The organism is Enterobacter sp. 120016, from assembly GCF_018383635.1.
Lineage (GTDB): Bacteria > Pseudomonadota > Gammaproteobacteria > Enterobacterales > Enterobacteriaceae > Enterobacter > Enterobacter asburiae_D.
The window spans coordinates 320863-343175 of sequence record NZ_JAHAWC010000001.1; the positions used below are offsets into that span (position 1 = coordinate 320863).

General features: G+C 51.4%; 20 protein-coding genes. 12 read left to right on the forward strand and 8 right to left on the reverse strand.

The window, feature by feature from the left end; genetic code table 11:
• Nucleotides 1-373 precede the first annotated feature (373 nt).
• The gene (locus KIF87_RS01565; RefSeq protein ID WP_133550391.1) at nt 374-565 is read right to left on the reverse strand and encodes a hypothetical protein; all 192 of its coding nucleotides are present in this window, start codon (nt 563-565) and stop codon (nt 374-376) included.
• Between the two features lie 90 nt (nt 566-655).
• On the opposite strand from KIF87_RS01565, the gene KIF87_RS23390 reads away from it, so the two are divergent.
• The 8 genes from KIF87_RS23390 (at nt 656) to ttcA (ending at nt 8149) form a co-directional block, all read left to right on the forward strand.
• The gene (locus tag KIF87_RS23390) at nt 656-778 is read left to right on the forward strand and encodes a hypothetical protein (RefSeq protein ID WP_265096644.1); all 123 of its coding nucleotides are present in this window, start codon (nt 656-658) and stop codon (nt 776-778) included.
• Nucleotides 775-957, forward strand: coding sequence for a DUF1482 family protein (locus KIF87_RS01570; RefSeq protein WP_202783276.1), 183 nt, complete (start codon nt 775-777; stop codon nt 955-957). Before KIF87_RS23390 ends, KIF87_RS01570 begins: the two co-directional genes overlap by 4 nt.
• Nucleotides 958-1133: 176 nt before the next feature.
• Nucleotides 1134-4271: a RecE family exodeoxyribonuclease gene (locus KIF87_RS01575; protein WP_213327701.1), complete on the forward strand. Its 3138-nt coding sequence runs from the start codon at nt 1134-1136 to the stop codon at nt 4269-4271.
• A gap of 9 nt (nt 4272-4280) precedes the next feature.
• The gene (locus KIF87_RS01580; protein WP_213327702.1) at nt 4281-5366 is read left to right on the forward strand and encodes a RecT family recombinase; all 1086 of its coding nucleotides are present in this window, start codon (nt 4281-4283) and stop codon (nt 5364-5366) included.
• Nucleotides 5367-5404: 38 nt separating this feature from the next.
• A complete protein-coding gene (locus KIF87_RS01585; RefSeq protein ID WP_020882485.1) occupies nt 5405-5647 on the forward strand; it encodes a DUF4060 family protein in 243 nt (80 codons plus the stop codon).
• A 64-nt stretch (nt 5648-5711) separates the two neighbouring features.
• On the forward strand, nt 5712-5924 hold the full coding sequence (gene xisR, locus KIF87_RS01590) for an excisionase family protein (RefSeq protein WP_014884030.1): 213 nt from the start codon (nt 5712-5714) through the stop codon (nt 5922-5924).
• 1 nt (nt 5925) lies between these two features.
• Nucleotides 5926-7164 (forward strand): site-specific integrase, encoded by a 1239-nt coding sequence (locus KIF87_RS01595; protein ID WP_213327703.1) that lies wholly within the window; start codon nt 5926-5928, stop codon nt 7162-7164.
• A gap of 49 nt (nt 7165-7213) precedes the next feature.
• A complete protein-coding gene (gene ttcA, locus KIF87_RS01600; RefSeq protein ID WP_213327704.1) occupies nt 7214-8149 on the forward strand; it encodes a tRNA 2-thiocytidine(32) synthetase TtcA in 936 nt (311 codons plus the stop codon).
• 42 nt (nt 8150-8191) lie between these two features.
• Here ttcA and dbpA read toward each other — a convergent pair whose 3' ends face one another.
• The 4 genes from dbpA to KIF87_RS01615 all read right to left on the reverse strand — a co-directional run bounded on the left by dbpA (nt 8192) and on the right by KIF87_RS01615 (nt 12418).
• Entirely contained in the window at nt 8192-9565 is a 1374-nt protein-coding gene (gene dbpA, locus KIF87_RS01605) for an ATP-dependent RNA helicase DbpA (RefSeq protein ID WP_213327705.1), read from the reverse strand.
• A 27-nt stretch (nt 9566-9592) separates the two neighbouring features.
• Complete coding sequence (gene ynaL, locus KIF87_RS23210) at nt 9593-9775, reverse strand: proline-rich small protein YnaL (RefSeq protein WP_071787463.1); 183 nt, start codon at nt 9773-9775, stop codon at nt 9593-9595.
• A 273-nt stretch (nt 9776-10048) separates the two neighbouring features.
• Nucleotides 10049-11032: a zinc transporter ZntB gene (gene zntB, locus KIF87_RS01610; protein WP_213327706.1), complete on the reverse strand. Its 984-nt coding sequence runs from the start codon at nt 11030-11032 to the stop codon at nt 10049-10051.
• Nucleotides 11033-11275: 243 nt separating this feature from the next.
• A complete protein-coding gene (locus KIF87_RS01615; RefSeq protein ID WP_213327707.1) occupies nt 11276-12418 on the reverse strand; it encodes a methyl-accepting chemotaxis protein in 1143 nt (380 codons plus the stop codon).
• A gap of 457 nt (nt 12419-12875) precedes the next feature.
• Here KIF87_RS01615 and KIF87_RS01620 point away from each other — a divergent pair, with 457 nt between their 5' ends.
• The 4 genes from KIF87_RS01620 to KIF87_RS01635 all read left to right on the forward strand — a co-directional run bounded on the left by KIF87_RS01620 (nt 12876) and on the right by KIF87_RS01635 (nt 17327).
• Entirely contained in the window at nt 12876-15002 is a 2127-nt protein-coding gene (locus KIF87_RS01620) for a putative bifunctional diguanylate cyclase/phosphodiesterase (protein WP_213327708.1), read from the forward strand.
• Nucleotides 15003-15094: 92 nt separating this feature from the next.
• Nucleotides 15095-16327: a sensor domain-containing diguanylate cyclase gene (locus KIF87_RS01625; RefSeq protein WP_213327709.1), complete on the forward strand. Its 1233-nt coding sequence runs from the start codon at nt 15095-15097 to the stop codon at nt 16325-16327.
• A gap of 74 nt (nt 16328-16401) precedes the next feature.
• Nucleotides 16402-16542 carry an Ecr family regulatory small membrane protein gene (locus tag KIF87_RS01630; protein WP_213328012.1) on the forward strand — a complete coding sequence of 47 codons (141 nt, stop codon included), beginning with the start codon at nt 16402-16404 and terminating at the stop codon, nt 16540-16542.
• Between the two features lie 218 nt (nt 16543-16760).
• On the forward strand, nt 16761-17327 hold the full coding sequence (locus tag KIF87_RS01635) for a DJ-1/PfpI family protein (protein ID WP_213328013.1): 567 nt from the start codon (nt 16761-16763) through the stop codon (nt 17325-17327).
• A gap of 132 nt (nt 17328-17459) precedes the next feature.
• Here KIF87_RS01635 and KIF87_RS01640 read toward each other — a convergent pair whose 3' ends face one another.
• The 3 genes from KIF87_RS01640 to KIF87_RS01650 form a co-directional block, all read right to left on the reverse strand.
• Complete coding sequence (locus KIF87_RS01640) at nt 17460-17798, reverse strand: STAS domain-containing protein (RefSeq protein ID WP_213327710.1); 339 nt, start codon at nt 17796-17798, stop codon at nt 17460-17462.
• Nucleotides 17799-17879: 81 nt separating this feature from the next.
• Nucleotides 17880-20297, reverse strand: a complete 2418-nt coding sequence (locus tag KIF87_RS01645) for a glycogen/starch/alpha-glucan phosphorylase (protein WP_213327711.1) — start codon at nt 20295-20297, stop codon at nt 17880-17882.
• Nucleotides 20298-20513: 216 nt separating this feature from the next.
• Nucleotides 20514-22130: a peptide ABC transporter substrate-binding protein gene (locus tag KIF87_RS01650; protein ID WP_213327712.1), complete on the reverse strand. Its 1617-nt coding sequence runs from the start codon at nt 22128-22130 to the stop codon at nt 20514-20516.
• Nucleotides 22131-22313 lie beyond the last annotated feature (183 nt).

A 22313-nucleotide genomic window follows, 5' to 3' on the forward strand; every position in this document is an offset into this window, starting at 1 on the left:
GTACCATTTCGTCGATTTTTTTCCTCCAAAGGACAAAATTTCACTCTCCATAAGCACCGCATAAACATTTTGTTTATCTAAAATTACTCATTTTGTTGACTGCGGCTTAAACTTTGTGTTTAATCTAACTCACCAAGACGCACTACGAACCACCAAGGCAGGACGCCCACGAAGTAGCCGCCGACGGCATACGAATAGTCGGATGAGGTGGAGAGATTAACGCGCATCAGGTGTAAACGTTCCGCTGGCCGGCGTTACAGGCGCATATAGGGGGAAAAATTGTGGATGACACGGTCATAAGAAAGAGTGAGCTTTATGCACATTGCAACAGCTCACTCTGGAGAAATAGGTCTAGCTGGAGAAGCATATAACCCTATTTCCATTCGTCTTCTGAGAGTTTCTGGTCAAGAAAGACTTCGAATTTTGCATAGATTTTTTCTATCTCTTCCACCGGATCGTGGGGGTCAGAAAGATTCCGGCCAGAAGATATTTGAGCAGAACGGTAAGAGTTATATGTATCAACCGCTAAGCGAGTTAAATACAAGACTTTCTCTTCTTTATCCACAGTTAATTCCCTCATTAGAGTGCGGGAATAACCACAATAGCACTGAAGTTAGGACCGTGATACGACAGTCAGAATTAAAAGGAAAGATAAATGATCGACTTTGCACGAACACCTTCAAGACAACAAGCAATCCGCCTCAGTACTGCGGAAGTATGGATTCGCAAGCTCTGCTATTTCCTTGCGCAGAAAGGTGACCCAGAGCTAAAAGCATGAACTCGTTCTTTGCCCTGATCGTTACCGTCTGCGCCCTCACCGGGGAATGCTCAGACATCATGCTCGGTGTATACCAAACCGAAGCTGGCTGTGATGCAGCTGCCAAAGAACAGCACGTAAAAGGAGAGTGTTACCCATATAGACCGGCTGACGACCACCAGCCTGCTTTCAAATTTTAATCGAGTTATGACCAATGGCTGTTACCAGCCCCTAAAAGCACAAAACCCGCGCAAGGCGGGTTAAGTACCCGGTCAGCCGACCAAAGCTTTCCGGAATCGAGTTTTGACCAATGACCACTACCCAAGGCGGCAATCATTAGCTGCGGGTATCTTACAACCAAAATTAAGGACCCGATATGGAATTCTTTCATTTAATCAAGGCAACGCAGAAATCTGGCAAAGAAGACGCAGTGATTTGGTTCACTGCAAAATCAGAAGCCCGTGCCAATCTGCAGCTCGATGTTGAGCTGGAAGATGCCGGTATTGAAACCGGCCGCGGTAAGGATTACGCCAAACCGGTTCGCACCGATTTCCCTGTTTACAACGATCTGCCTGAAGAAAGCACAGTGGATTTCACCTGGTGCAAGCGCTACGAACTCCAAGACGATGGACGCACCTGGCTGCCAAAGGCTGGTGCTGAGTCGGCTGGACCCGTGGACAAAACTGCCGCACCGGAAACGACCGTTAAAGTCGAAACTATCGTCGAGAGTGTCCCGCTTGAAAACCGCACTCCAGCGGTCCGTTTTGCTGTCCACCTGACCAGCGACAAATACCAGTCACATATCACTAAAGAGCAGCAGCTGGCTGCCAGCGAAATGTCACTGGATGAAGGCAACACTTATCTCCAGAACCTGCTCCAGGCAAAAAACGACATCCCTGAAGTTGCCGAACTCAGCCTGAACGCTGAGTGGAAACTGGTTCAGGCGATTAAGCTGGTATTCACGCCAGATGAAGCACACGAAACCGAAATTATCGCTGCATTCATGGCTGACTGGGCGAGAGCAGATGCCGGCGACCGCAATCAGTTAGTTGAAGAGTGGAGAAGCGGAAAGCTTTCTCTTCTCAAATCAGAAAGCACCAGCGACACCGATGTTACAACCGATCAGGTTCCAGAACCTGAAAACGGTATTCAGATTGACGAGAATGATGACGAAACCACTCGTTATCCAGTCGTTCGTATGCCGTTCCGGAAGCAGCTACTCGCCCAGTTCACCGCCGACGAACTGCGCCACCACTTAACCCGCGAAGAATACGAAGGTATCAGCGCTCTGGAGATGGACACTGACAACAGCTATGTCCAGAACCTGTTGCTGGCGGCAGAAAACTGCGAAGAGGTTAAGGGTTACGACACCAAAGACCTGTGGCGCTATACCGACGCCATTCGCAAGGTGTTCAGCCAGGAGAAGCGCCACGAACTCGCTTTGGTTCTCCGTTTCACCCGAATCTGGGCGGCGACTGATTATATTGACCGCGGCATTCTCGTTCGCGAGTGGGCAGCCAGTAATCGTATCAGTAATGTTCAGCGCACTGATTCTGGGACCAATGCAGACGGTGGCTATGTAACGGATCGCGGCGAAGGCGCGCACCACACTCTGGACACTCTCGATCTCGAGATCGCCTGTGCCCTGCTGCCTATGGACTTCCACCACTTCGAAATACCTTCGAGCGTGTTACGACGTGCCAAAGAAATCGTGGCTAAGAAAGAAGAACCATGGAAATCATGGAGCGCCATCCTGCGTAATCAGCCCGGCGTACTGGCGGTGAACCGTGCGGCAATCTTCAATCTGATCCGCATAGCGCCGGAAAACATCCACCACACGCCAGCGGCTCATCTTGAGTTCGTTAATAAAACCATGACGGCTGAGTTTAACTCTGCTGTGGAGTTACTGCCGTTGCCTACCCCTGCAGTTGAGACTGAAGCCCTAAGTGAACAACCGCAGGTTGAAAATCTCGGCAGCGGCGTGTTCTCCATCGATGGCCTGATGGGTGGAAATACCGAACCGGTCGTCAATACCTCCTCAAATGAAGTCGAAAAAACGAAATACACAGCGGAGACCACCAGCGATGTGCAGATGGAAACGGCTAAGCCAGAGAAAGACAAAGATGTTGGTTCGGTACCACCGAGCGAAAGCACTGATGCAGCTAATACGCAAGCAGTTACCGTAGCGCCGGAAGAGCAGCAGTCAGAGCCAGTAATCGAATACCCTGCTTATTTCGAGCCTGGCCGCTACGAAGGTCTGTCGAATGAGGTTTATCACGCAGCAAACGGTATTAGCTCAACCCAGGTAAAAGATGCCCGCGTCAGCCTGATGTACTTCAACGCGCGACATGTGGCTAAAACAATCCCGCGCACAGCATCCAAAGTGCTGGATATGGGAAATCTGGTGCACGCCCTGGCACTGCAGCCGGAAAACCTCGAAGCAGAGTTCAGCGTAGAACCTGAGATCCCGGAGGGTGCTTTCACCACCACCGCAACTCTGCGCGAGTTCATCGATGCGTTCAACGCCAGCCTACTGGCGCAGCTAAGCGTTGACGAGATTAAAGCGTTGCTTGAAGAACATAACGCATCCCTTCCCTCTCAAGTACCGCTTGGCGCCAGCCTGGAAGAAACGGCTCAAAGCTATATGGCTCTCCCTGCTGAGTATCAGCGTATTGAAGAAGGCCAGAAGCAGACAGCAACGGCAATGAAGGCATGCATTAAAGAGTACAACGCCACCCTGCCCGTGCCGGTTAAAACCAGCGGCAGCCGTGATGCGCTACTCGAGCAATTAGCGATCATCAATCCTGATCTGGTCGCACAGGAAGCGCAGAAACCGACGCCGCTGAAAGTCTCCGGCAGCAAAGCAGACATGATCCAGGCAGTTAAATCAGTTAAGCCCGATGCCATATTCGCCGACGAACTGCTGGATGCCTGGCGCGACAACCCTGGCGAAAAGATTCTGGTTACCCGCCAGCAGCTGGCCACAGCGCGTGCAATTCAGTCTGCACTCCTGGCGCATCCGACCGCTGGCATGCTGCTGACACATCCAAGCCGCGCCGTTGAAGTGAGCTACTTCGGTTTTGACGACGAAACAGGTTTAGAAGTGCGTGTACGCCCTGACCTCGAGATTGAACTGGACGGCGTGCGCATCGGTGCTGACCTGAAAACCATCAGCATGTGGAATGTGAAGCAAGAAAGCCTGCGCGCCAGGTTGCACCGGGAAATCATAGACCGTGACTATCACCTCAGTGCGGCTATGTATTGCGAGACCGCGGCGCTGGACCAGTTCTTCTGGATTTTCGTTAACAAAGACGAGAACTACCACTGGATCGCCATCATTGAGGCGTCCACCGAACTGCTGGAACTGGGCATGCTCGAGTACCGCAAAACGATGCGCGCCATCGCAACCGGATTCGACACGAGCGAATGGCCAGCGCCGATAACTACCGATTACACCGATGAACTGAACGACTTCGACCTGCGCCGCCTCGAAGCGCTGCGCGCTCAGGCTTAAGGGGGATTTATGCATAACACAAACGTTACCGTTGCTGACCAGAACACCGTTATTAACTCCAACGTGGCTTTGTTCGATTCCCAGTATCTGAACGCCATCAGCACGTTCGCGCAGATTATGGCGCAGGGCACTGCCACTGTTCCTAAACACCTGCAGGGCAACCAAGCCGACTGCATGGCAGTTGCGATGCAAGCGGCACAGTGGCAGATGAATCCCTTTGCCGTGGCGCAGAAGACGCACCTGATTAACGGTGTGCTCGGGTATGAAGCGCAGCTGGTTAATGCCGTCATTTCACGCAGCGGCGTGCTGGCCAGCCGTTTTGAATATGAGTGGTACGGGCCATGGGAAAAGGTTGTTGGGAAATTCCATATCCGTAAAGGCGACAAAGGCGAGTACCGCGTCCCGGGCTGGACCCTGGCTGACGAAGCCGGGATCGGCATTATTATCCGCGCAACCCTGAAAGGAGAAGATCAGCCAAGGGAACTCGATTTGCTGATGGCTCAGGCCCGAACCCGAAACTCTACCCTTTGGGCTGACGACCCCCGCCAGCAGCTGGCATACCTGGCCGTCAAACGCTGGGCGAGACTGTTCTGCCCGGATGTGATTCTGGGCGTTTACACCCCTGATGAGCTCGATGATCGACGAGAAGAACGAGAGGTAAACCCTGCACCGGCGCAGCACGTTAGCCTTGCAGACATTTCAGGTGACAATGTCACTACCACTCAAACGGCTCAGGAATCAGCTCAAAACATCGATGCACTTGCTGATGATTTTCGTGACCGCATCGAGGCGGCTCAGGATGTGGATAGCGCTAAAGCTCTGCGCGCAGATATTGAAACCGTAAAAGCAACGCTGGGTTCTGCCCTGTTCACTGAGCTGAAAAACAAGGCCGTGAAGCGTTATTACCTGGTTGATGCACGGAACAAAGTCGAAGCAGCCATCAATTCCTTGCCATCTTCAGATGAGCCGGATGCAGCTGCGCGGTTCGCAGAAGTAGAGCGCGTTCTTGCATCGTCGAAACGACATCTGGGCGACGAGCTGCATGGTCAGTTCAGCATCACCCTGGCGGATATGAAACCGGAATACGTGGACTAACGAGATCGGGAGGGGAAACCCTCCCTCAAGGAGAAGAAATGCGACTGATTAATAGAGGCAGTAAGCAATCCCCTTTGGCTCGCCAGGCATGTGAAATCGCACTCGCAGCCCACCAGCAAAGATATGGTGACTATGGGCGCAGCAAGATGAAAGAGACCTATACGGTGAGAGTGGAAGGCGTGAAGGTCTGGGTTGAAGTGGTCAACTGCAAGGCAAGCTACGTGGCCACAGCAATGACCGGTATGCGCCGACTGCGTTCCCTGCCCGGCCAGGCAAACTGAAACTGAAATATCAACGACTACAGACCGGCATATCTATACTCATGCCGGTTACCTGAGGTGAACCATGTCGCAGGTAATTTTTAACGAAGAATGGGTTGTTGGCGCAAGACTCACAGAAAAAACAGGCCTGACCGAACGACAGATTGAGAAGTATCGCCAGGGCTGTTGGGTGGAAGGTGTCCATTTTAAACGGGTTTCTCCTTCAGGAGAAAAAACCTTGCGTGGCACAACCTGGTACAACTATCCGAGAATTAATCAGTTAATAAGGGATGCGTAAGATGGCAGCTTTGCCTACAGGTGTCGAAATCAGAAACAATAAGATTTGTATCTGGTTTATGTACCGGGGAAAGCGTTGCCGCGAAATTCTCAAAGGTTGGATTAACACCCCGGCGAACATCAAAAAAGCCGGGAATCTTCGGGCTGTAATCGTTAGTGAGATCAACCTTGGAGAGTTTGATTACCACCAGCGCTTTCCTTCATCATCCAGAGCAAAAAAAACCGTAACCACTGTTTCAGTTCAAACCTTTTCAGAACTGTGTGAACTATGGACGAGCATTAAAGAAACCGAAATTAGCGCCAATACCATGCGTAAGACTCGCTCACAACTCGGTACGTTAATGCACATCATTAACGGAGATACGCCTGTTTCAACTATACGCCACAGCGACATTCTGAAATACAGGAAGGAGCTGTTGAACGGTGAGACACTTTACCTGGCAAATCCCAGAAGTAACAAACAGGGACGCACTGTGCGTACCGTGAACAACTATATATCGCTTCTGTGCTCCCTTCTTCGGTTTGCACACAAATCTGGCTTTATCAGTGGCAAACCCTTTGAAGGGATCAAGAAACTACACAAAGGGAAAGTAAAACCGGATCCTTTAACGAAGCAGGAGTTTAGTTTGCTTGCGGAATCCGAGCGTGGCCAAAGCCTCAATATGTGGACGTTCGCAGTTTATACTGGTGTCCGTCATGGAGAGCTTGCAGCTCTTGCCTGGGAAGATATCGACTGGGAAAAAGGTACGGCTCATATACAGCGCAACCTTAATGCGCTAGGAATGTTCGTCCCACCAAAAACCGATGCAGGTGATCGAGTTATCACGCTATTAGAGCCAGCACTAGAGGCCTTGAAGGCACAGCGTACGCTGACTTCGTTACAGCCCAAAACCGAGATTGTTTTTCATCACCGTGAGTATGGTGCGATGGAATATCAAAACCTGCGATTTGTTTTCATGCCCAAGATGCGCAAGGGCATACAGAAGGCCTACTACTCTTTATCGAGTATCGGCTCCAGATTTAACGCAGCTGTAAAACGTGCTGGTATTCGCCGCCGGAATCCGTACCATACGCGGCATACTTTTGCCTGCTGGCTTTTATCTGCCGGCGCTAACCCGTCTTTCATAGCCAGCCAGATGGGGCATGAAAACGCGCAAATGGTTTATGAAGTCTACGGTGCGTGGATTGAAGAAATGAATGGCGAACAGGTGCTGATGCTTAACGATAAGCTGGCACGCTGAAAAAATTTTGCCCCTATTATGCCCCTACTGGCTCCGAAGGTAGTAATAAATGCAAGAAAATCAAGATATTAACAAAAAAGAGCAATACAACCTGAACAAACTGCAAAAGCGACTGCGCCGTAACGTGGGCGAAGCCATTGCAGACTTCAACATGATTGAAGAAGGCGATCGCATCATGGTTTGCCTGTCAGGGGGTAAAGACAGCTACACCATGCTGGAGATCCTGCGTAATCTTCAGCAAAGTGCACCGGTGAAATTTTCGCTGGTGGCGGTCAACCTTGACCAGAAACAGCCGGGTTTCCCGGAGCATATTCTGCCGGAATACCTCGAGAAGCTGGGCGTTGAGTACAAAATCGTCGAAGAAAATACCTACGGCATTGTGAAAGAGAAAATCCCGGAAGGGAAAACCACCTGCTCACTTTGCTCTCGTCTGCGCCGCGGCATTCTGTATCGTACCGCGACGGAGCTGGGCGCGACCAAAATTGCGCTGGGCCATCACCGCGACGATATCCTGCAAACGCTGTTCCTCAACATGTTCTACGGCGGCAAGATGAAAGGCATGCCGCCTAAGCTGATGAGCGATGACGGCAAACACATTGTGATCCGCCCGCTTGCCTACTGTCGTGAAAAAGACATTGAGCGTTTTTCTCAGGCTAAAGGATTCCCGATCATTCCATGTAACCTTTGCGGTTCTCAGCCGAACCTGCAGCGTCAGGTGATTGGCGACATGCTGCGCGACTGGGATAAGCGTTATCCGGGTCGTATCGAAACCATGTTTAGCGCGATGCAGAACGTTGTCCCTTCCCATCTCGCGGATGTTGAACTGTTCGACTTTAAAGGCATCAACCATGACTCAGACGTGGTGAATGGCGGCGACCTGGCGTTTGACCGGGAAGATATTCCCATGCAGCCAGCCGGCTGGCAGCCGGAAGAAGATGATAGTCAGTTTGAAGAGTTGCGTCTGAACGTGCTTGAAGTGAAGTAAGCGAGTAGCGTCTCAGAAATACCTTCTGAGACGCTTAATTCTTTATTTCAGCAGGCGTACGCGACAGGTTTTACCCTTAATTTTCCCGTTTTGCAGCTGCTTCCATGCCTTATGGGCCACCGCCTGGCGAACCGCTACGTAGACATGCGCCGGATGGACCGCAATCTTACCGATATCCGCTCCGTCCAGACCCACATCCCCGGTCAGCGCGCCTAATACGTCACCTGGACGCATCTTGGCTTTTTTACCGCCATCAATACACAGCGTCGCCATTTCGGCTTCCAGCGGCACCAGGCTGACGCCAACAGGGGCATTCATCCAGTTCAGCTTAATCTGTAGCATCTCAGAGAGAATGTTGGCGCGCTGCGCCTCTTCCGGCGCGCAGAGGCTGATCGCCAGACCGCTGTTCCCTGCTCGTGCGGTACGGCCAATACGGTGCACATGCACTTCAGGATCCCACGCCAGCTCATAGTTCACCACCAGTTCAAGGGATTTAATATCCAGACCGCGCGCAGCGACGTCGGTTGCGACAAGAACACGGGCGCTGCCGTTAGCGAATCGAACCAGCGTCTGATCGCGATCGCGCTGTTCCAGATCGCCATGCAGCGACAATGCGCTCTGCCCGGCGGCATTGAGGGTATCACAGACCGACTGACAGTCTTTTTTGGTATTACAGAACACCACGCAGGATGCAGGCTGATGCTGACTCAGCAATTTCTGCAGGAGCGGAATTTTCCCCTGCTGCGAGGTTTCAAAGAACTGCTGCTCGATAGCGGGCAGCGCATCTACGCTGTCGATTTCAATGGTGAGTGGATCTTTCTGCACGCGCCCGCTGATGGCGGCGATAGCGTCCGGCCAGGTCGCAGAGAACAGCAGCGTCTGGCGATCGGCCGGTGCGAAACGGATCACCTCGTCAATCGCATCGCTGAAGCCCATATCCAGCATCCTGTCTGCCTCATCCATCACCAGCGTTTGTAACGCGTCCAGTGAGACGGTGCCTTTTTGCAGGTGATCCAGCAGGCGTCCGGGCGTGGCGACTATAATGTGCGGCGCATGCTGGAGTGAGTCACGCTGCGCGCCGAACGGCTGTCCGCCACAGAGGGTTAAAATCTTGGTGTTGGGCAGGAAACGCGCCAGGCGACGCAGTTCACCCGCAACCTGGTCTGCCAGTTCGCGGGTCGGGCATAGCACCAGAGACTGGGTCTGAAAAAGCGCCGCATCAATGTGCTGCAACAGGCCAAGGCCAAATGCCGCCGTCTTCCCGCTGCCCGTTTTCGCCTGCACGCGCACGTCACGGCCCTCGAGGATGGCGGGCAACGCGGCCGCCTGAACAGGCGTCATCGTGAGGTATCCCAACTCGTTGAGGTTATCGAGTTGGGCGGCGGGCAGAACATTCAGGGTAGAAAAAGCGGTCACAGTAGTCTCTCGTGGTCATCTTTGCGGTCAGATTGCGCGTATCCTCGCAGATCTCGCGGTCCGATGCGACAATTTAATCGGTTCTTCATCCGGCGGCGGGTCGGGCATCGGCTGCGGGCGCGGGATGGGATCGGGCATTGGCACCGGATCGCTGGGGATAGGATCGGATTGACGCGATTGTTGCAGTAGCAGAGCGTTGAGGATGCTCATCATTCCCTCCAGAATTTGCTGTCGTCCCTTTTAGGGTAGACGCTGAGAATCAGGAGGCAAAAAAAAGCCGACTATGAAGTCGGCGTCGTACGAATCAATTGTGCTATGCAGTAATTCAAAAAAGGAAGTAAGACAATATGGAGCGCAACGCCCATCGCTTGACGTTGCATTCACCTGCGGGAGTAATATTGCACCTTACGGGGTAGATGTTTATTGACTTCGCTCAATTAAAAGAGCGTTTTGATCCCGGTAAAAGAACAAAAAAGCGTAAATTTACAGCCATTTACTACGATGCAACCACCATGCAACACCACCAATCAAAACAACTAACATGACGCAAAACGCGGTAAAGCCATAGCGATAGGCATTGCCCGGGATACCGCCCAGGTTCACGCCAAACAGCCCGGTAAGAAATGTGCTGGGTAAAAAGACCATCGCCATCAGGGACATCGTATAGGTTCTTCTCGCCAGCGACTCCTGCATCACCTGCGCGATTTCGTCCGCCATCACCGCCGTTCTGGCAATACAGGAATCAATCTCGTCCAGCCCGCGCCCAAGCCTGTCGGCAATATCCTGCATTCTGCGTCGCTGATCGTCATTCATCCAGGTGAGTCTTTCGCTGGCAAGACGCGCATACACGTCGCGCTGCGGCGTCATATAGCGGCGCATCACAATCAACTGCTTACGCAACAGGGCCAGAAAACCGCGCGGCGGGATCTGCTGATCGAGCAGGTTATCTTCCAGGTCGATGATTTTGTCGTGAAGCTCTTCAATAAACTCGCTCGCATGATCGGTAAGAGCGTCACAGACGTCCACCAGCCAGCTGCCGCAGTCGACCGGCCCGGTGCCCTCTTTCAGATCGTTGACGATGTCATCCAGCGCGAGGACTTTACGCTGCCGGGTGGAGACAATCAGCCCATCGTCCATGTAGACACGCATCGCAACCAGCTGGTCCGGACGCTCATCCGTGCTGCCGTTAATACAGCGCAGGGTGATCAGAGTACCGTCACCCATTCGGCTCACGCGGGGCCGCAGGCTTTCACCCGCCAGCGCATCGCGCACGTTGTTAGGCAGGAGCGGAGTCGAGGCCAGCCAGTCCGCGCTGTCCGTATGGGTGTAATTCAGATGTAGCCAGCAGGGATGCGCACTGTCGATCACATCATTATCTTCCAGCGGTCGCGCACCGCCGCGACCGTCCAGCACCCACGCAAAAACTGCGTCCGGAACGTTAAGTTCAGATCCTTTAATGCTTTCCACCGCGCCTCCACCTTTTTAGCTCTTTCGGTGTCAGTCTAGCTTTCATCAGGGGTTAAGCAACAACTATGTATCCCATCGCGCTGATATCGTTCAGGAAATGTACATGTCGTGCGTTTCGCCCGGCGGCGCTACGCTTTCGCGGGCCTACTGTGAAGGGGGTAATGTATTGATATTGTTGCAGAGTGTAGGCCGGGTAAGCGCAGCGCCACCCGGCAAGAAAAGCGGTGACATGATTGCGGGTTTTCAGAGCGAGTGCTCTGGTCGCTGAAGGAAGGATGGCGAGCCGGTAGATGATAAGGAAGAGGAACCCGGGTCGAGTCTGAAATTGCGCGTTCGGGCCTGTAGCTCAATCACCTGATTGCGCAGTACGTCAGAGGAGCCGTTGAGTTCTTCTGCCATTGCCACGTTACTTTGCGTGACCCGCTCCAGCTCCGATAGCGCCAGCGTAATCTGAGAAATTCCTTTCTCCTGCTCTGACGTCGATGCGGAAATGTCGTCCATCAACCGGCTGACATTCCCCGAGCCGGTCACGATTTCATGCATATTTTTCTCTGCCTGTGACACAACGCTGGCCCCCTGGGTGACGTTATTGCTGGTGACGTCAATCAGCGTTTTGATATTCTTTGCGGCCTCTGCGCTGCGGTGCGCCAGGTGTCTTACCTCTTCCGCGACGACAGAAAACCCCTTTCCGTGATCGCCCGCCCTTGCCGCCTCAACGGCCGCGTTAAGCGCCAGAATATTCGTCTGGAATGCAATGCCGTCAATGAGCGAAATAATCTCCGTCATCTGCTGTGCGCATTCGGTAATAGACTGCATATTGCTGGCGACCTGCCCCATCAGCTCGCCGCCCTTGCGCGCCTGTAACGTCGCCACCGTGGCCTGCTCGCTCGCCAGACGGGTGTTGTCGGCATTGTTCCTGGTGCTCGCGGCCATTTGCTCCATGCTGGCTGCGGTTTGCACTAAAGACGCAGACTGCTGCTCGGTTTTCACCGAAAGCTGAGCGCTCCGTGTCGAGAGTTGATCCGATAAGGTCATGGCGGTTTGCGATGACGCCCTGATCTCGCGCACCAGCGTTGCAATGTTGCCGGAAAGGCTATTGATCCCCGGGATGAGTCGGCCCGCACAGTTGTTGCCAAACTCAGGGATAGAGACGCCAAGGTTACCTGCTGTCACCTCTTCAATACTTTTCTTCACCGTATTGATCGGCGTCACAAGATACTTCGTCATATAGACCCAGAGCAAAAATAGCGCAACGAAGTTGATGACATTAAGCGAAATAAAGAGAGAAGCATTGCTGGAAAATAGAACAACGACACCTGCATTCACAAAAAAAAGAGATAAAAGGAACCCAATAATAAAGGTCCTGACACTAATATCTTTTAGCATGATAATACCCACATTTTATATTTTGGTCGGCATTAAGACTTATAGCATTGGCTCACAAGTTTTTCATCGCAAACGACGCTTGTTTTTGGTTTCGCCGTTAGCATCCTGAGATTTGTCTTAAGTCAGATAAAAAGAGCGTATTAGTGAAAATGTTCTGCGCAGGATGCTGTGATACTGGTCTCCAGCCATCTTAAGCGATAGTATCGCCCGCGGTGAGACGATACGATCGCCCTCATATTTAAGGAGCTTTGCTACTGTTATTCGTTTTTGTTTAGCAATGCTTAATACATTAACAAATAGAATATATTTTATATTCTTAATAAGTTTTAGAGTTTTAATATGACTGGTCATAGTTCACGATAAATAACTAATATGGTTTGAATGCGCATGTTCGTTGCCCAATAAAGATGTACCCGGCAGGCGAAATCGGTGACCCTCTCAGGCGTGGGATTGCATAATGCTCAATATATCGTGGGACCCTGTGTTAATCGCTATCTCTTATCTGGTGGCGTTTATCGCCTCCTTTGTGGCGCTGGACAGCGCCGGAAAGATCCCCCTTTCCAGCCGCAAGGCTGCCCTGTTCTGGCGCATTGCCGGTGGGGTTACGCTAGGCATTGGCATTTGGTCAATGCACTTTATCGGCATGCTGTCGATGCAAATGCCCATGATGATGAGCTACGACCTCTGGTTAACCCTTGCGTCACTGGGCGTCGCGGTGGTTGCTTCAGCCACGGCCCTTAATATTGCCGTCACGGGCAAAAAACGTTCTCCCTTTCGACTGATCCTCGCCACGGCAATCCTGAGCGCTGGCGTGGTGTCTATGCACTATATCGGTATGGCGGCCCTGATTCTGGACAGCATCATCTGGGATCGCCGCATTGTGGCGGTATCCGTGGTTATTGCCGTTGTTGCCTCCGGCACCGCGCTGTGGCTGGCTTTCCGTCTGCGGGATAAACAAAAAGGCGTCTTTATCGATCGCATTCTCGCGGCTTTCGTTATGGGCGCCGCGATTTGCGCGATGCACTATACCGGCATGAGCGCCGCGCAGTTTCAGGAAATGGCGCACACCCTCCCCGGTGGGATTGGCGAGCTGGGGTTATCCATCTGGGTTTCAGTCACCACGCTCTGCCTGCTCGGGGTGATGTTAATCATTTCACTTATCGATTCTCACCGGCGCACCAGCCGGCTGACGGATAATCTGCAGCAGCTCAACCGCCAGCTTGAGCTACAGGCGCGTTTTGACGCGCTCACCGGGCTCGCAAACCGCCACCAGATGGATCTCCGCATGCAGGATTGTCTGCGCAGCGCGCTGCTGAGCAAGAAGCCATTTGCCGTTATTTTCCTAAACGTCGATCATTTCAAGCGCGTTAACGACACGTGGGGTCACAGCGTCGGTGATGAGCTACTGATCACCGTCGCGCAGCGCATCACGGCCCGACTCACGCGTGAGATGACCCTGGCAAGGCTGGGAGGCGACGCCTTTATCCTGCTGGTGCCTGAATGTGATGACGACAAGCTCAACGTCCTGCTCACCTCGTTGCTCGGGGATGTACGTCGCCCCCTGTCTATCTGCGGACATACGTTGAGCACGACGATTAGCGCGGGCGTCAGCCTCTATCCCCAGGATGGCGAAACGCTGCACGAGCTGAAGCTCAAGGCGGATGCAGCCTTACATCATGTCAAAGAAGATGGCCGCAACGGCTGGGCGATTTACCGGGCCGAGATGTCAACGGCGATCCCGGCGAAACCCGGTTTCCTGCAGGAGCTCTCCCAGGCGCTTGAACGCGATCAGTTTGAACTGTGGTACCAGCCAACCTGGCATGCGGGAGAGAAAACCATTCACGGTTTTGAAGCCCTTCTGCGCTGGCGACATCCTGAGCAAGGCGTTGTGCTGCCTAATCTTTTTATCCCCTCGCTGGAACAAACAGGCTTAATAATTCCGGTAGGTAACTGGGCCATTGAAGCGGCATGCCGACAGCTTCATTTCTGGACTGAACAAGGGTTCAGCCAGTGGACGTTGTCGCTCAACCTATCCCCCGTCCAGTTCGAACAGCCGGACATTTTCCATATCATTTCGTCGATGCTGGAAAAATATAGCCTGTCTCCGTCGCGGCTGATCCTTGAGGTAACGGAGAGCACCGCGCTTAAAAATCTCGACCGCAGCATTGAGTTGCTCAATGCGTTTAATCATGCGGGGAGCGTCGTCTCGATTGATGATTTTGGTACGGGCTATTCCAACCTGCTGATGCTGAGCGTGCTTCCGGCTAAAGAGCTTAAGATCGACAGAAGTTTTGTAACGTCGATGCTGGAAAATGAAAAAAGCTACAAGCTGGTTGAAACCATCATCAGTATCGCCCGGACCATGGAGATGACTGTGGTGGCAGAAGGGATCGAAACGGAAGAACAGCAGGCGGTCCTCACCCGTCTCGGCTGCGATTACCTGCAGGGATACCTTTTTTCCCGACCCTTGCCTGCCGAACAGGTGCCATGGCTGCTTCTGCAAATAAACTCCGACAAGCAAATTATACCAATTGGTAAAATTCATTCGGAACATGTATTTGCTTCACAAAAAAACCATGCCTGACGGGATTTTGTAGAGTATGTTTCAAAGGAGTACACGCGAGTCAATTCTGTCATGACTGTCGGCCCCAGCGTGCCGATGAACAGGAAATGCCTATGTCGCAACCTTGTTTTGATGCGTTGAATGTAATTAAAACACCCGTGTGGCTCATTTCACCCGTGTCGGAACAGATCATTTTTGCGAATGTGGCCGCAACGCAGATCATGGGGGATAAAACGATCGATGACCTGCGCAAAGGGATCTACTCTGCCAGTGCGCAAACCCTCCTGTCGATGTATGTTCCTGAGCTGAAAACAGAGCAGGAGATCGTCGAAATCTGGACGCTAAGCCGGGATGGACAGAATACGCCGTTAACCTGTCGTCTCTCGCTTGCCCACTACGCTCCCTGGGGAGATGTGATTGTTTTCGAGGGGATCTCCCCACAAATACTCTCAGGTTTGAAAGCCAGCCGTTCCGCCAACTACCAGCGGAAAAAACAGGGTTTTTATGCGCGCTTTTTTCTGACCAACAGCGCCCCGATGCTGCTAATCGATCCTGCCCGCGATGGTCAAATAGTCGATGCCAATCTGGCCGCGCTCAATTTTTATGGTTATTCACATGATGACATGTGCAGTAAGCATACCTGGGAAATCAATACCCTGGGGCGTGATGTGATGCCTATTATGACTGCGATTGCCGCGCTGCCCGGCGGACATAAGCCGCTCAATTTTGTTCACCGCCTTGCCGATGGATCCACCCGCCACGTTCAGACGTATGCCGGGCCCATTGAGATCTACGGTGACAAGCTGATGCTGTGCATCATCCACGACATCACCGAGCAAAAAAGGCTGGAGCAGGAGCTGGAACATGCGGCATTACGTGACTCCATGACCGGGCTACTCAACCGGCGGCAGTTCTACGCGATTACCGATCAGAGCAACCTGAATAAACTTCCTGCGCAGCAGCAATTTAGCCTGCTGCTGGTGGATACCGACCATTTCAAAAACATTAACGACCTGTTCGGTCATCTGAAAGGTGATGAGGTGCTTATCGCCCTTTCCCGGACGCTGGAAGCCTGTAGTCGGGAGGGCGACCTGGTGTTCCGCTGGGGGGGCGAAGAGTTCGTCATCCTGCTGCCCCATACCTCTCTCGATACCGCGTTGCAGATTGCCGAGTCAGTCCGTGCAGCCGTTGCCCACATTACGATCCCGGGCTTACCGCGCTTTACCGTCAGCATTGGCGTGGCGCGGCATGAGCAGGGGGAGAGTATTGACGAGCTGTTTAAGCGTGTGGACGATGCGCTATATCGCGCTAAAAATGATGGACGTAATAAAGTCCTTGCTGCATGAAACTGGAGTATCCAGGAAAGCCCCGCTACAATGCCCACCTCGAATCAATTAGCTTCAGGTGGGTTAAAGCTGCAATGGGAAAAACTGAAATAATACTCACCTTAATTATTTTACTCCTTATTATATTTGGCTTCTGGTTTATTTTTAGCGGTGAGATCTGGTATCTCGTCGAATTTCTTGAAAATAGCCTTTACCCGACCTTCGACGCAACGTAACGCACGTTTAATCGCTTGTTTCACCTACCGAATATGTCAGGTATCTGCTTCCCTTACAGCCGCGTAAAATACGCGGCGTTATCCTCCAACAATGTTGATAACGAATCACTTATTCATTTGCTTATGTTGCCCGTGCTCTGACGGGCTTTTTTATTTCCGGCAATTCAGCCATGCCAGGCTATATCTTAATCATCTTTATTAAAAAAAGGTGAGGAATGATGAGCAAGAAGATCCTGATGCTGGTTGGCGATTACGCCGAAGATTACGAAACCATGGTGCCTTTTCAGGCTTTGCAGATGATTGGCCATCAGGTGGATGCGGTCTGCCCCGACAAACCGAAGGGCGACTACATCATGACGGCAATCCATGACTTTGACGGCGCCCAAACCTATAGCGAAAAACCGGGGCATCGGTTTACCCTCAACGCCGATTTTTCCACCGTCAAGGAACAGGACTACGACGCGCTGCTGATCCCCGGCGGGAGAGCGCCCGAGTATCTGCGGCTAAATGAGGACGTGTTAAAGCTGGTGCAGGCATTTGACGCCGCGCGTAAGCCGATTGCCGCAGTGTGTCACGGCCCACAGCTGCTTGCTGCCGCGGGTATCCTGAAAGGGCGAACCTGTAGCGCCTATCCGGCCTGTGCGCCTGAGGTACGCCTCGCGGGTGGACACTACGCCACTATCGGCATCGATCAGGCCCATGTAGACGGCAACCTGGTGACGGCTCCCGCCTGGCCCGCGCATCCGCAGTGGCTGGCGAAGTTTAATGCGCTGTTAGAATCATAGATACCGAGCATCAGGCCACTCATAACGGCAGCTAAGCGGGCATGTTTTGCAGAACTGGCGCGAGAATGCGCCAGTTCTCATTTTAATCGTTGGCAAAAAATCCATCATGCTTCACCAAAAAGCGCTGTGATATCAGTCCATCAACATCAGCAATGCATCCTGCCGATTATCCTTGATGGAGAAAATACGATCCATTCTGGTCAACTTAAAGAGGTCATGTATGTTGCTATTGAGCGAACACAGCACCAGTTCACCTTTGCCGTTTAAACTCTTGAGTATCGACACCAGTGCGCCGAGACAACTGCTGTCAATAAAATCTACGTGACTAAAATCCAGCAATACCTTTTTATTGTTCTTTTCAATAACCTCCAGCACCTGCTGCTTGAAGGCCAACTCGACAGAAGTATCCAACCGGCGAACCAGTGGAACAACTATCTGTACGCCTTTTTCACTATATATTTCAAAGTTCATAATCACCCTCGGCATTTGCCGCAGCATGCTAGCTTATTAAATCACCGACATTGCTCCCGAAAGATACCTGGAAAATAACCATCAGCAATTTATTCCCCAGATATCTCTTGCATAGCCCTGAATGGTTCTATCACTCGAAAACTCCGCCATTCGGCTGATATTTAGCAATGCTTTTCGATGCCATTGATGCGGATGTTCATAATCCGTCATCGCCTGATGTTGAGTTTGGCTATAGCTGTCAAAATCCAGCAGATGGCAATAATTATCGGCTGTAGTCAGCATATGGTGTAAAGGTGCGAAAAGTTCTCGATCGGAGGTAAACTCGCCAGAGGTAAGCGTGTCCACAACACGCATCATTCGCGGATTACTTTGGTTATAAAAATGGTTATTTTCACCATTGTAACGTATTTTATTGATATCTTCAGCAATAGCGCCAAAAAGATAGAAGTTTTCCGCCCCTACCGCATCAAGTATTTCAATATTCGCACCATCGTACGTGCCCATTGTTAATGCACCATTCAACGCAAACTTCATGTTACTGGTACCCGATGCCTCAGTACCTGCAGTAGAAATTTGCTCCGAAAGATCTGTAGCCGGAATGATCCTTTCAGCTAACGAAACCTTGTAATCCTCAAGAAAAACGACTTTCAACTGCCCGGCAATACGTGTATCGCTGTTGATTTTATTCGCGACAGTATTAATTAACTGAATAATTAGCTTTGCTATTCGATAGCCCGGAGCCGCTTTCCCTGCGAAGAGATGCACTTTAGGCGCTATGGTTCTCCCATTATCTTTGATATCAATATAGAGTGAAATAACATGCAAAATATTCAGCAACTGACGTTTGTACTCGTGAATGCGTTTTACCTGGCAGTCAAACATGGCCATTGGGTCCAACATAATCCCATAACGCTGTGACACGATCTGGCTCAGCGTGGATTTATTTTTGAATTTAATGCCGCGAATTTGGTCGATAATGCCCGTATCATCTGCGTGTTTCTCCAACTGGCGAAGCAGATGTAAATCCGTTGGCCATCGGGTGCCTAGTTGTTGATTCAGAAATGCGGCGAGATGAGTATTCGCCTGCTGCAGCCATCTGCGCGGCGTGATTCCGTTGGTCTGATTAATGAATTTATCTGGCGTTATGAAGTAAAAATCAGGGACAAGGTGTGTTTTGATAAGCTCGGAATGGAGTAACGCCACCCCATTTACAGAGTGGCTCCCGACGATGGCCAAATTTGCCATCCTGATTCTCTTATCGTTATCCTCCGAAAACAGAGACAAGGAAGCCAACAAATGCGGTTTATCCGGCCAACGGGAGGCGATATCATCAAGAAAACGATGGTTAATCTCAAAAATAATCTGCAGGTGTCGCGGCAACAGTTTTTCAAACAGCGCCACAGGCCAGGTTTCCAGCGCTTCGGGCATCAACGTGTGGTTCGTGTATGCACAGGTTTTCTGTGTAATATCCCAGGCCTGTTGCCAGGGAAGACTATATTCATCTACCAACATCCTCATCAGCTCTACAACAGCCAGCGCGGGATGCGTATCATTAAGCTGGATAGCAACATGCTTCGGCAGTAACGAAATGTCCGTTTCAGTTTCAGCATATTCACGCAAAATATCACGCAAAGTACATGCCACAAGAAAATACTCTTGGGTAAGCCGTAGCTCCTTGCCTGAGAGAATTTCATCAGAAGGATAGAGTATTTTTGAAATATTTTCAGATGCAATTTTTTCACTGACTGCTTTTATATAATCGCCATGATTAAATATATGAATATTGAAGGAATCAGAGGCTACGGCACTGTATAACCGAAGTTTATTTGTGGTACTACCTCTGTAACCAGAAACGAAATAATCATTAGGGATGCCCACGATGGTATTCCATCCCATCCACATTGGATTGTAATTGCCATTGGCATCATCTGCGTGTTCAATAAAACCGCCAATAGGGATCAGCATTGCCTGGCTATGGTGTTCAACCAGCCATGGGGAGTGCCTGGAATGCCAGTCATCCGGATGTTCGACTTGCTGACCATTCTCAAACGTCTGCCTGAATAAACCATATTCGTATTTGATACCATGCCCTGAAGCAGCAATATCTAACGTAGCCATAGAATCGATGAAGCAGGCGGCCAGGCGCCCCAGCCCCCCATTCCCAAGTGCCGCATCGGGTTCTTCATCAAAAATATTATCGGAATCAAATCCGAGTTCATTGACAACCTGACGCATATCATCTAACAAATTCATGTTCATCAGATTATTGCGTAATGACTGCCCGAGTAAAAATTCCATTGAGAGATAATAAACGCGCTTTTTCTTTTCCGCGCGCTGACGGGCCTGACTATCAAGAAAGTGATCTTGCTGAAAATACCGCACCGCCAGCGCAACAGCATTGAATATATCGCCGTTGGTAGCCTTATCTAAGCTAACACATAGGGTATATTTTAATTGTTTTTCGACAAGATCGCGCAAATCTCTGTTGGTGACAGACATGTTGACCTCACTGGAGTTTGCTGCTCGTTTTAAATACGTAGGACAAAGGATATTATTTTTTCAAGTGTAGACGGCGATTTTCAACTCATGCAATTATCAGCAGTGAATATCGTCAGGAAAGTACCGCTTTTTGCTGTGGCGGGAGAGCATCAGAAGGGGCAACTGGCGCTGAACTCCGCGCCAGTTCTGGATTTTAGAGAAGTGGACTCGTAAACATCAGTGCTTCTCAATATACATCGTCCGGCTATACGCCACGTCTTCCGGGTTATTGATGGGATAACCTTTCACCCAGGGCTTAATCAGGCGGCCATTGGTGTACTGGTAAATTGGCGCGATGGGGGCTTTCTCCATGAGGATTTTCTCCGCCATGTTGTAGTCCGTATTACGCGCTTTCGCCGTGGTTTCCAGCGTTGCCTGGTTGATAATTTTATCGTAGGACGGTTCATTGAAACGCGAGATATTGCCGCTGTGGGTTGAGGTCAGCAGGGACAGGAAGGTCGAGGGCTCGTTGTAATCACCTACCCATGACGCGCGGATCACATCAAAATTGCCGGTATTACGGCTGTCGATATAGGTTTTCCACTCCTGGTTTTGCAGTTTGACATCCACACCGAGATTTTTCTTCCACATGGACGCCACCGCAATGGCGATTTTCTGGTGGTTTTCCGAGGTGTTGTACAGCAGGGTCAACTTCAGCGGACGCTGAGGACCGTAGCCTGCGGCCTGAAGCAAGGTTTTCGCCTGCGCATTCAGCTCCTGCTGGGACATCTGCTCGAACGGTGAAGGTTCCGGCGTGAAACCTGCCGTCACGTCAGGCGTGAAATGCCAGGCCGGCTTCTCGCCTGTGCCCAGTACTTTTTCCGCCATAATGCGGCGATCGATAGTCATGCTCAGCGCGAGACGAACCCGGGCATCGGCGGTCGGGCCCTTCTGCGTGTTAAACGCATAGTAATAGGTCCCGAGCTGAGGCGGCGTATACACCTGTCCCGGAATGTCCTTCAGGAGCTTCTGATACATATTTTTCGGGAACGATTCGGTGATATCAATATCCCCCGCCAGATAGCGCTTGGTGGCGGATGATTCCTGATTAATTGGAATAAAAGTCACTTTTTTCAGGACCGTTTTCGCATTGTCCCAGTAGTGGGTATTCGGAACGACAACCAGTTTTTCATTCACCACGCGGTCGTTCAGGACGTATGCGCCATTGCCCACCAGGGCGCCCGGACGCGTCCACTCTTTGCCGCTTTCAACGTTCGCTTTTTGCACCGGATAGAAGGCAAAGTTTGCCGTCAGGTTGCTAAACCACGGTAGCGGTTTGTCCAGCTGGACGCGTAATGTCCTGGCATCCACCGCCGTCACGCCCAGGGTGTCAGGCGCCGCTTTACCATCGATAATGGCCTGGGCGTTGTTGATACCCGCCAGCGCCGCAAACCAGGCAAACGGAGACGTGGTTTTCGGGTCAACCAGACGCTGCCAGCTGTAGACGAAATCCTGCGCGGTGACGGGCGTACCGTCAGACCATTTCGCGTTGTTACGCAGGGTGAAGGTCCAGATACGGTTATCGTTGCTCTGCCAGCGCGTCGCCACGCCTGGGGTCAGTTCCCCTTTCTCGTTCTGATTTACCAGCCCTTCGAAAAGATCGCGAATCACCTGAATCTCGGGTAATCCCACCGCTTTTGCCGGATCGAGCGAAGCCGGTTCGTCTTTAATATGCCTGACCAGCTCCTGTTTTTGCGCCAGTACCGTGCCCTGTGGCACATCAGCAGCGTACGAGAGTGTAGAGAGTCCGCACAGGTACAGTGCAGCACAGAGACGCGAAACAGGATGCTTCATAAGATCCCCTTTAATGAATTCAGGTAACAAGCAGATGCGTAATTATTTGTTTCGAAACAGAGAAATGCAAATACCTTCGTCCGGAATAGTGATTTGAGGCAATTCTCAGCCTTCACGTAAACTATTTGATTAACAGCGAGTTTTGCACAACACTGCCAGTAGAGACTTCTTTATCAGGATTTC

Bases quoted from the DNA above. Each gene is read 5' to 3' on its own strand.
- KIF87_RS23390 (WP_265096644.1), top strand. From the start codon at position 656: ATGATCGACTTTGCACGAACACCTTCAAGACAACAAGCAATCCGCCTC.
- KIF87_RS01570 (WP_202783276.1), top strand. From the start codon at position 775: ATGAACTCGTTCTTTGCCCTGATCGTTACCGTCTGCGCCCTCACCGGG.
- KIF87_RS01575 (WP_213327701.1), top strand. From the start codon at position 1,134: ATGGAATTCTTTCATTTAATCAAGGCAACGCAGAAATCTGGCAAAGAA.
- KIF87_RS01580 (WP_213327702.1), top strand. From the start codon at position 4,281: ATGCATAACACAAACGTTACCGTTGCTGACCAGAACACCGTTATTAAC.
- KIF87_RS01585 (WP_020882485.1), top strand. From the start codon at position 5,405: ATGCGACTGATTAATAGAGGCAGTAAGCAATCCCCTTTGGCTCGCCAG.
- xisR (WP_014884030.1), top strand. From the start codon at position 5,712: ATGTCGCAGGTAATTTTTAACGAAGAATGGGTTGTTGGCGCAAGACTC.
- KIF87_RS01595 (WP_213327703.1), top strand. From the start codon at position 5,926: ATGGCAGCTTTGCCTACAGGTGTCGAAATCAGAAACAATAAGATTTGT.
- ttcA (WP_213327704.1), top strand. From the start codon at position 7,214: ATGCAAGAAAATCAAGATATTAACAAAAAAGAGCAATACAACCTGAAC.
- ynaL (WP_071787463.1), bottom strand. From the start codon at position 9,775: ATGAGCATCCTCAACGCTCTGCTACTGCAACAATCGCGTCAATCCGAT.
- KIF87_RS01615 (WP_213327707.1), bottom strand. From the start codon at position 12,418: ATGCTAAAAGATATTAGTGTCAGGACCTTTATTATTGGGTTCCTTTTA.
- KIF87_RS01620 (WP_213327708.1), top strand. From the start codon at position 12,876: ATGCTCAATATATCGTGGGACCCTGTGTTAATCGCTATCTCTTATCTG.
- KIF87_RS01625 (WP_213327709.1), top strand. From the start codon at position 15,095: ATGTCGCAACCTTGTTTTGATGCGTTGAATGTAATTAAAACACCCGTG.
- KIF87_RS01630 (WP_213328012.1), top strand. From the start codon at position 16,402: ATGGGAAAAACTGAAATAATACTCACCTTAATTATTTTACTCCTTATT.
- KIF87_RS01635 (WP_213328013.1), top strand. From the start codon at position 16,761: ATGAGCAAGAAGATCCTGATGCTGGTTGGCGATTACGCCGAAGATTAC.
- KIF87_RS01640 (WP_213327710.1), bottom strand. From the start codon at position 17,798: ATGAACTTTGAAATATATAGTGAAAAAGGCGTACAGATAGTTGTTCCA.
- KIF87_RS01645 (WP_213327711.1), bottom strand. From the start codon at position 20,297: ATGTCTGTCACCAACAGAGATTTGCGCGATCTTGTCGAAAAACAATTA.
- KIF87_RS01650 (WP_213327712.1), bottom strand. From the start codon at position 22,130: ATGAAGCATCCTGTTTCGCGTCTCTGTGCTGCACTGTACCTGTGCGGA.